Raw genomic sequence first — 8,213 nt, 5'->3', positions numbered from 1 at the left:
CCTCGTAGCGAAGTCTCGTTACGAGCGCTTGCGCGAAGTAAAAAGAAAAAATACTGCGCCTTGTTTTTTTGCACTCAAATTTGAAGTCAAATTTTTAAATTTGAGCCACCTAGACCCGCCCATCGAAAATGTCAAATTTGAGTTTTAAATTTGTAAATTTAGCAGGATATGAGATAAATATTCAAGACGTCGGTAGGCGTAGTTTTATTAATTTTGGCAGGTGCGATATGAGCGTATATGAAATACGTGATTGAGCACCCTAGCCAAAAATTATTAAAAATCCGTCAAGCGCGGGGAATCTCGGATTTTTAAATTTTATTGATTTCGCTGCTACGCGCATTATACACAAACCAGCTTAGCATCATCACCAAACAAAACGCCCCAAACACCGCAAAAAACGCAAAATTCGCCCACGAGTAAATTTTGATAAATCCAGCCTCGTTCGCCGCGCTAAAATCAGGCGCAAAAAGGCTCGGGCAAATTTCATTTAGCGGTAGCGCAAAAGGAAAGCCAATCTCGCTAACGCCGCTAAAATCGCTCGTAGAGTAATCAAGCCCGAATATCACGCCCAAAAAAATCAGGAAAAATCCCGCGAGCTTGACGCCAAAAACCTTGGGCGCGCACATCGCCACGCACACGCCAAACGCCGCAAATAGTGTCGCAAAGCGCAGCTTCACAACAAGCGCGTCGGCTACCGCGCCGCCTAAAAACAGCTCGCACAAGATAAATTTGACCGCCAAAACCGCGAGCAACGCCGCCCAAAACACCCGCCTTCGCTGCAAGTTATAAACAAAGCAGACAAAGCCCTTGTTTTCGATATTGTAGTCCATTATCTCGCCGATAGCTCTTTGACGGCGGCAGCCATGGCGTCGATCGAGCCTAACGCCTGCGCGTTTAGCAGATATTTACCGCTAACGACGTATGCTGGCACGCCCTGAACCTTGGCTACATCGTAGCTCTCGTCCCATGTTTTTAAAATTTCTTGCGCGCGCCGGCTAGCTAGCGCCTTGTCGTAGTCCGCCTCGCTCACGCCTGCGGCGCTAATGGCAGTTTTGATAAACCTAGCCTTGTCCTTGCCGTCTTTAAAATCGTCGTTTTTGTCGTGAACGGCGTTATAAACCGCAAATTTAGCTTTTTTAAATTTAGACTTCTCGCTTAGCAAACTAACGTCGTTTGCTTCGTCTAGAGCGATCATCGCGGCAAAAATTTTACTCGCCGTTTCGCCCAGTTTGCCCTTTGTTTTTAGGTGATACGGGATAAATTTAACTCCGTCTAGCTCGCTAAAGAGTTTGGGCGTGACGGTTTTGTCAAATTTATAGCAGTGCGGACACTCGTAGCTAAAGACCTTTACGACGCTGTTTTTAGGCACGTCTAGAGGTTTTTGTAGTATCTGATACTCCTTGCCCTCCTCTAGCGCGTTCGCCATAGAGCTAAGCAGGCAAAAGACGGCTAAAATTCGCGTAAATTTAGAGATTATTTTCATAGAAATCCTTTGGGTTAAATTTTAAAAATTGTATAAAATAAAGGGTAAATTTGAGATTAAGCGAGCCGGCAGGGTAAATTTAGCCGCCCCGCGCGGGCTAGCCGGATCTTAGAGCGCAAAACCGCTTTAGCACAAGCTAGCCGGATCTATGTTTAAAATTTTATACCAGTTGCGAGCGTTTTTGCAGGCTGGATCTATGCCTTTGCCTTTGGTATAAAAAGGCTCCCACTGCCAATCCTCGCCTCCAGTACAACCCACGGCGGCGTAGTTCATTAGGAATTCCTTAAAATTATCGGCTATATAAAGCCCGTGGTTTTCGCTACCGTCGTGGCTAAGATACACAACCTTGCCATAGTTCTCCGGCTCTAACTCAATAGCGATATAATCGCCGTTGCCTACTTGGTGAAAAGCCATTTTGTTATGCCAAACACGGTCGTATTCGTTATTGTAATCGGGATATACATCCTCTTCCCAACCCTTGCGACTTTCTTCATAGCCCAAAAGCAAATCCAGCCCAAAAAGCAACTCTCCAGAGGAGATTTCAACTAATTCATCAGGGAGCAAATCCTCATCCTCGTCGTCCTCATCCGTATAGATACTCCAATAAAACTCCAAATGAGCGGTGTTTTCTAAAAGCACTTCACGCAAATGCGGGGGCAATGTATAGCCTAATTTTGCTTCTACTGCTTTGATCTCCTCCTCGGTAGCGGGCTTTTCTATCGTGAGGGGATCAGTCTCGCCGCCAAAGTCTTCTATCTTTTCTAAAAATATATTTAAACGCTTTTTAAAAAGCTCAAAGTTAAATTCGCTCATGTTTTTCCTTCAATAATATTTTTTAAATTTCTCATCCTGCAAGGCGGTTATTTGTTCTGCGATAAGAGAGTCCATACGCGCTTGCAACGCCTTGCCTTCGCACCCTAGCCTTGGCAACCGCTCTGGAAAGATAGACGTATCGCAAGGCGCCTGCTCGTCTATAAATTTAGCCTTAGAAGCGCTCGTAAGCACGTCAAATCTCGCCCAGAATTGCCATAAGAAATTTTTGCCGTAGTCTAAAGCCTCCCCTAGGTCTTTTAGGTTATTTTCTACGTCAAATATGCTCAAATACCTACGAAAATATAAATCAAGCGCTTGCGTCTGTTCTTTATTTAAGCCCTCCTCCCATCGCACCAAGGAAGCATCAGATACGCAAGAAATCGTACAAAAAGCATTTCGCACGGTCTCTTTAGCGGTTTTAGATTCATCGGGCGATTTTACGAACCAAAAGCACTCTTCTTTCTTTGACTCAGCAAGTTGAGGGATTTGAGCTATCAGACATACAGCCTTTTCCACCGGATACCAAAGGTCAAAATCCCCCGTAAAAGGAACCGCTAGCAGCTCCGGTAAAAATGCCGACAGCCCATCGTATCGCCCGCTCGCATACAAAATAGCCGTTAGCTCGTAAAGCTTATAAAGATCCTTTTCCCTCTTTAGAGGAAGCTTTTTTTCTAGCTTCTCAAAGTGGCTTTTTTGCTTAGGGGTTGCGCAATAAGGCGCTAAAATTTCTATATTCATCAGTAATATTTTTTAAATTTCTCATCCTGCAAGGCGTCTAGTTGTTCGGCTATCAGGGCGTTCATATAGTCTTGCAGCTCCTCCCTGCTCTTATAAGTAGGTTGGCGATCCTTATCGGGAAATTCAAGCGTTTTGTAATCAACTTCTTCATTGATGAGTTTTACCCGTGAAGCGTCTATGATTAGGCTCATACGATATGAAAATTCATAAGAAATTTCTTTCTCTTCTATGCACTTGTGAAGATATTCCAAGGTATTGTTTAAAAAGTAAAGCGCCAAATAATCCTGGAAATAGTCATCATACATATCTTGAAAATCAGGCAAGCCTTTGTAATCGGTAACGCTTTTAAAATGCAAAAAACACGCTTTGCGCTGTTCCGGCGTGATGGTAGGCACTTCGGCGATGAGCGCAAAAGAGCGTTCTATAGGGTACCATAGGTTAAAATTCGCGGCAAAAGGCACTGCAAGTATTTCAGGTAGGAAAGCTAATAAGCCCTCATATTGTTTGCTTACAAACAGGCGCTCTATGAGTTCGACAACGGTTTGTAGGTCTTTGCTACTTTTGAGCGAAAGCTTTTTGCGGAGCTTTTCAAGGAGTTTTTGCTGTTTTGCGGTAGTGCAATACGGCGCTAAAATTTCTATATTCATTGACTATCCTTTCGGCGGTTTTTGGTATTTTACTAAATTTTTACGGACGGCCGGTTAAATTTTACTTTATCTTATTGACTTTTTTATACAAATCCTTAAGCAGGGCGATATGGTTTTGGGTTTGGGCTACAAGCTCCTGCTGGCTCTGCGTAGTCTCAGCCGTATAGAGCAATGCACGGCAATACTCGTCAAGCAAACCTATATTTTGTTCATATTCGTCATTAATAGTTCTTGAGTGTTTTGCGACGTCTTCTTTACAAGAAGCGATCGTTTCTCCCGAGCGAATGATAGAAAGCGTCTTGTTAACGTTTGCTTTGACCCACGCATCTATATAAGCCTCATCGTGTTTGCCCTTATCGTGTTCTAATATCTGTCTTTTAGTGGATTCATACCAGAGATTAAGGAGATTATGGTGTAGCTTCTTTTGCGTCGAGGCATCGCTGATAAAGTACTTCAGATAGTAGACCGGCTCCATAAAAATCCAGTTAAGAAACTTTTTTTCGTTTTCGGCGGTTGGATACCCCTGCGCTACGAGATAATCTATACAAAGCTGCACGGCAGGTATATTGCCCGCTACGAAAAAATCATATACGAGGAAAGTAAACTTCTGCGCATCAGGTTGGCGGGTAAATTTAAATCCCTTTTCGATAAATTTAGCAACGGCGGTTTGCTGTTTTTTAGTCTGGGCCAAAGGCGCTAATCGTTCAAAAACGTCATTCATCTTATCTCCTTTGTTATTTAAAAATTTTATTTATCGCGGCAGACGGATCCGCCATAAACTCCTCAAAGCTACAAAGAGGCGTAAAGACGCCGTGTTCGTAGTCTGCGCTAGCTAGCATTTTACTGCTGGGATGCCATACCAAAAACCCGTCCGCTCCGTATCTATCCGCATCTATAAGAAGGTCTAGAAATTTTTTATTTTTCCACTTTACCTCCCTTACGTCGCCAAGCGAGGCAAACTCTATAAAGCCCGTATATTCGCACCCCGGCAGCAACACGCGCCTGTCGTTTGAGCGTAGCAAAGAGATAAGCCCCTTTGGCAGTTTGTAGGACTTTAGCTTCTTTAGACGCTCCTCGTCGTCGTGCCAAGCGGACGGCTCTACGGATTTTATATACAGAGCTACTTCTTTGCGCTCGTTTCGCAGCGCGTAGTGATAGGCGCGCTCGCCGTATTTATCCTCGTAGCTAAGGTCTGCGCCAAGCTCTATAAGGCGCTTTACTAACGCAAGATCCGCATACGAGGCGGCCGCCTGAAGCGCGGATGCGTTATACGGATACACGGTATCCGGTTCGCAGTAGTTCACGTCAAAACCACGTTCGACGAGCTGCTCTATCAGTTTGCCAAGCCCTTCCATGGCCGCTTCTCTAAGCGTCGTGCCGTCGGGAATGAGCCTAAAGCCGTTTTCTATAAGCAAAAGGGCTATTTCTTCGTTTTTGCCGTATATGGCAGCTTTTAGCGAGCTGATATGAGTGCTAGCGTTTACGTCCGCGCCGCACTTTATAAGCCGCTTAATCAAAGCCGGATCGTCGCCGTATTCGCAAGCTTCGATAAAAAGCTCGCTAGTTATCTTTGCGCCTTCGTCCAAAAGAAAATAAAGCACGTCTTTTTTATCGTTATAAAACGCGATTTGCAAAGGCGTTTGCAAGCCGTCTAGCGTAGGCAGCTTTTCGTTTATGTCCCAGCCTTTGGCAAGAAAAGCCTTTAGAGCGGTTAAATTTTCGCTCAAAATAAGCTCTGTGATTTTAGCAGGCTCTAAAAGCTCGGTTTTATCGGTTAAATTTTCTTTCATATCTTTCCTTTGTCTTGGCGTAGCGCTTACGTTAAATTTACGCATTTTCGGACTAAATTTGCTTTTAAATTTTACTATTCGTTCTTAAATTTAGCGCCTAAGCTAATTAGTAGCCGAGGGCAAGTCCTCAAGAACGACGCGCTCGTCTAAATTTGCCTCCTTTATCAGCTTGGCAAAGCGCTCCGAATAAAACAGCCTTGTTTGGTGCCGCGTATCTCGCCCTAAGACAAAATCCTCGGGAATGCGCGAATTTAGGCATATATCGCCGATAAAATATTCGCCGCCATCGCTCAAATATATCTTTTGGCTGCGCTCTTCGTTTATAACGTCTGATGTTTGCAAGGCGTTTATTATGCAGTAATCCTCTATCGTCCCGTCTTTGCAGTGCAGCCTTAAGCGCACGGGCTGCGTTTGCGCGTATTTTATAAAAATTTCGCGAAGCGCGGGGCTAACTACCGCAACGTCTCCTAGCATATTGTTATGGATAAAATGTAAATTTCTAACCTTGCTAATCGGCGCGGCTATATATAAATCATAAACAAAATCATCGTCTATCCGCTGCGATTTTATCAAATTTAGCATATTTGCCGCGCTAAGTTCCTCCGGCATAGTCGCTATCCAAGATTGTCGGTAGCTATTTTTAAATTTCATAATCTTCATATAATCTCCGTTATTTTAAATCCGGCCGTTTTTAAATTTAACGCGGTCTTTTAAAATTTTAGCGTCGTCGCGGCGGTAGTTTTCGCGTAAAAACGCCGTCAAACCCTGCAAAAAGCTTGTCTTGTCCATTTATTTTCCTTTACTTTGCGAATTTATTTTAGCGGTTTAAATTTAGCCGTCTAAATTTATAAGCCGGACTATAAAAAATCCAAGTCCTTCGCTTTAAAAAATCCCTGCGATACGGCCTTGTTAAACGCCAGCATAAAAGCCTCGTCTCGCTGCGGAGTTTTGACGGCGCCGCCTAGGGACGGCTTTATCTTTTCGTATTCGCGCCACAAAACGTGTTCGCTAGGCACGCGCGTCGTTAGGCCTCTTTCTTCGCGTAGCTTTAAAAAATATAAAATCTCTACCGGAAAAAGATAAAAAGCAAGGCTAGTACACATCCAGCCGCTTTCTTTAGCCGACTGCTCGATGTGAAAGTCCAAGGCTAACTCTATAGCCCGCTCTATATCCGGACAATCAGGCTCGTATAAAAGCCTAGTTAGCTCGCCGTAGCCGCTATCTTTTCGCTCAAATTCCAAAAGCTCGCCCAAACGCTCGGTCGGCAAATTTTTACTCTTTGCCCACAGCTGCACGATAAATCGCGGAATATCGGTATGCTCTAGCTGCTCTTTAGCCTTTTCGTCTCGCTCGAAGTAGTAGAAAAACTCGCCTAAATAATCGGCGCGCTTTTTGTATCCTATCAGATAAAAATAAGCGAGCATAAAAGCCGTTCCCGCCTCGATGTCGCCGAAATGAGAGAGCTTAAAGTTCATCCAAGAGCCTTCAAGCGCGAGGTCTATATAGTCCCAGCCCTCGCTATCGCCCGCTAGCAGTCTTAAACAACCGTAATAACTCAAGTCCACTTCGCGGTTAGACACCTGCATGATAGCCGTCCAGCCGGCATTTGGCTTGCCCGATCTTAGCGCTTTTTGAAACGTCTCGTAGGTGTACCCGCTCATAAAATAGAAATTTGAAACTGCTTTTTCGTAATGAGCGTTATCCTTCGTCCAGCTTTTATACTGATTTATGGCGCGTTTTAGCCTTTTTTCATGTATCGTCGCAGTTTGTTTCATACCGTGCCTCCGTATTTTATAAATTTTAAAGATTGTATAAAACCGCGGGTAAATTTGAGATTAGGCAAGCTAAACTTCGCAGGCGGCGGGTTAAATTTATCGATTCGTTTTAAATTTAACTGCCAGAGCAAGGCTAAAAGGGCTAAATTTGATATAATTAGCCCAAATTTAAACCAAGGAGAAAAAATGCCTTTCGTAAATATCAAATTAGCCGCCCCGGAACCCACAAAAGAGCAAAAAAAGCAAATCATCGCCGAGGTTACGGATACGCTAGCGCGCGTGCTAGGCAAAGACCCCGCCGCGGTGCTAGTGATGATCGAGACTCTGGGTACGGATAGCATCGGCAAAAGCGGCCTAAGCCTAGAAGAGATCAGACAAAACAAGGAGAAAAAATGAGCGAATTTTCTAAAGAGGATTTGGAGCGAAAGATCACGCTAACAGCTGGCGATACGGCGCCCCAGTTTAGCCTAGAAAACAGCGACGGCGTAAGCGTGAGCCTAAAAGACTTCGTCGGCAAAAACGTCGTGCTATACTTTTATCCAAAGGACAACACCCCGGGCTGCACGACCGAAGCGTGCGAATTTAGCGCGCTTTACGGCGATTTTATAGCTAAAGATACCGTGATCGTGGGCATTAGTCCCGATAGCGTCAAGTCCCACGCCGGCTTTGCGCAAAAACAGAGCCTAAAGCACATATTGCTAAGCGATCCCGCGCACGAAGTCGCCAAACTCTACGGCGTCTGGCAGGTGAAGAAAAACTACGGCAAGGAGTATCTGGGTATCGCGCGCTCGACCTTTGTGATCGGCAAAGACGGCAAGATCGCGAAGGTGTATAAGAGCGTGAAGGCGAAAGAGCATGCGGCGAAGGTGCTAGCTGATCTAGTTAAATAAATTTACTTGGCGGCTCTTCTCGCGAGCGTCTTTAACGGAGCTAGTAAAAATTTAGCTCGGCGGACTATCTTGTCCAG

At 44.6% G+C, this 8,213-nt stretch carries 11 protein-coding genes; 2 read left to right on the top strand and 9 right to left on the bottom strand.

Annotated features, from left to right (window positions below; all coding sequences use genetic code 11):
- Positions 1 to 308: 308 nt before the first annotated feature.
- From Q0218_RS03030 to Q0218_RS02990, 9 genes are all read right to left on the bottom strand, one after another.
- Entirely contained in the window at positions 309 to 830 is a 522-nt protein-coding gene (locus Q0218_RS03030; protein WP_297966115.1) for a hypothetical protein, read from the bottom strand.
- Complete coding sequence (locus Q0218_RS03025; protein WP_297966113.1) at positions 830 to 1,483, bottom strand: thiol:disulfide interchange protein DsbA/DsbL; 654 nt, start codon at positions 1,481 to 1,483, stop codon at positions 830 to 832. Before Q0218_RS03025 ends, Q0218_RS03030 begins: the two co-directional genes overlap by 1 nt.
- A gap of 126 nt (positions 1,484 to 1,609) precedes the next feature.
- Positions 1,610 to 2,296, bottom strand: coding sequence for an SMI1/KNR4 family protein (locus tag Q0218_RS03020; protein WP_297966111.1), 687 nt, complete (start codon positions 2,294 to 2,296; stop codon positions 1,610 to 1,612).
- 9 nt (positions 2,297 to 2,305) lie between these two features.
- Positions 2,306 to 3,034, bottom strand: a complete 729-nt coding sequence (locus tag Q0218_RS03015; protein WP_297966110.1) for a DUF6707 family protein — start codon at positions 3,032 to 3,034, stop codon at positions 2,306 to 2,308.
- On the bottom strand, positions 3,034 to 3,681 hold the full coding sequence (locus tag Q0218_RS03010) for a DUF6707 family protein (protein WP_297966109.1): 648 nt from the start codon (positions 3,679 to 3,681) through the stop codon (positions 3,034 to 3,036). The genes Q0218_RS03015 and Q0218_RS03010 overlap by 1 nt, the downstream gene beginning before the upstream one ends.
- A gap of 61 nt (positions 3,682 to 3,742) precedes the next feature.
- Entirely contained in the window at positions 3,743 to 4,402 is a 660-nt protein-coding gene (locus Q0218_RS03005) for a hypothetical protein (protein WP_297966107.1), read from the bottom strand.
- A gap of 13 nt (positions 4,403 to 4,415) precedes the next feature.
- Positions 4,416 to 5,471 carry an ankyrin repeat domain-containing protein gene (locus Q0218_RS03000; RefSeq protein ID WP_297966105.1) on the bottom strand — a complete coding sequence of 352 codons (1,056 nt, stop codon included), beginning with the start codon at positions 5,469 to 5,471 and terminating at the stop codon, positions 4,416 to 4,418.
- Positions 5,472 to 5,573: 102 nt separating this feature from the next.
- A complete protein-coding gene (locus tag Q0218_RS02995; protein ID WP_297966104.1) occupies positions 5,574 to 6,131 on the bottom strand; it encodes a hypothetical protein in 558 nt (185 codons plus the stop codon).
- A gap of 197 nt (positions 6,132 to 6,328) precedes the next feature.
- Positions 6,329 to 7,246, bottom strand: coding sequence for a hypothetical protein (locus tag Q0218_RS02990; RefSeq protein ID WP_297966103.1), 918 nt, complete (start codon positions 7,244 to 7,246; stop codon positions 6,329 to 6,331).
- Between the two features lie 54 nt (positions 7,247 to 7,300).
- On the opposite strand from Q0218_RS02990, the gene Q0218_RS02985 reads away from it, so the two are divergent.
- Positions 7,301 to 7,642, top strand: a complete 342-nt coding sequence (locus tag Q0218_RS02985; RefSeq protein WP_297966101.1) for a 4-oxalocrotonate tautomerase family protein — start codon at positions 7,301 to 7,303, stop codon at positions 7,640 to 7,642.
- Positions 7,639 to 8,136, top strand: coding sequence for a thioredoxin-dependent thiol peroxidase (bcp, locus tag Q0218_RS02980; protein WP_297966099.1), 498 nt, complete (start codon positions 7,639 to 7,641; stop codon positions 8,134 to 8,136). Before Q0218_RS02985 ends, bcp begins: the two co-directional genes overlap by 4 nt.
- Positions 8,137 to 8,213: the final 77 nt, after the last annotated feature.

The sequence above is a fragment of the uncultured Campylobacter sp. genome (assembly GCF_938039245.1).
Lineage (GTDB): Bacteria > Campylobacterota > Campylobacteria > Campylobacterales > Campylobacteraceae > Campylobacter_A.
The sequence above is the reverse complement of the archived record's forward strand: the minus strand, read 5'-3'. Positions and strand labels throughout refer to the sequence as shown.

What these genes read in the sequence shown, in the direction of transcription:
- Q0218_RS03020 (WP_297966111.1), bottom strand. Translation starts at nt 2,296, where the DNA reads ATGAGCGAATTTAACTTTGAGCTTTTTAAAAAGCGTTTAAATATATTT.
- Q0218_RS03030 (WP_297966115.1), bottom strand. Translation starts at nt 830, where the DNA reads ATGGACTACAATATCGAAAACAAGGGCTTTGTCTGCTTTGTTTATAAC.
- bcp (WP_297966099.1), top strand. Translation starts at nt 7,639, where the DNA reads ATGAGCGAATTTTCTAAAGAGGATTTGGAGCGAAAGATCACGCTAACA.
- Q0218_RS03010 (WP_297966109.1), bottom strand. Translation starts at nt 3,681, where the DNA reads ATGAATATAGAAATTTTAGCGCCGTATTGCACTACCGCAAAACAGCAA.
- Q0218_RS03005 (WP_297966107.1), bottom strand. Translation starts at nt 4,402, where the DNA reads ATGAATGACGTTTTTGAACGATTAGCGCCTTTGGCCCAGACTAAAAAA.
- Q0218_RS03000 (WP_297966105.1), bottom strand. Translation starts at nt 5,471, where the DNA reads ATGAAAGAAAATTTAACCGATAAAACCGAGCTTTTAGAGCCTGCTAAA.
- Q0218_RS03025 (WP_297966113.1), bottom strand. Translation starts at nt 1,483, where the DNA reads ATGAAAATAATCTCTAAATTTACGCGAATTTTAGCCGTCTTTTGCCTG.
- Q0218_RS03015 (WP_297966110.1), bottom strand. Translation starts at nt 3,034, where the DNA reads ATGAATATAGAAATTTTAGCGCCTTATTGCGCAACCCCTAAGCAAAAA.
- Q0218_RS02995 (WP_297966104.1), bottom strand. Translation starts at nt 6,131, where the DNA reads ATGAAGATTATGAAATTTAAAAATAGCTACCGACAATCTTGGATAGCG.
- Q0218_RS02990 (WP_297966103.1), bottom strand. Translation starts at nt 7,246, where the DNA reads ATGAAACAAACTGCGACGATACATGAAAAAAGGCTAAAACGCGCCATA.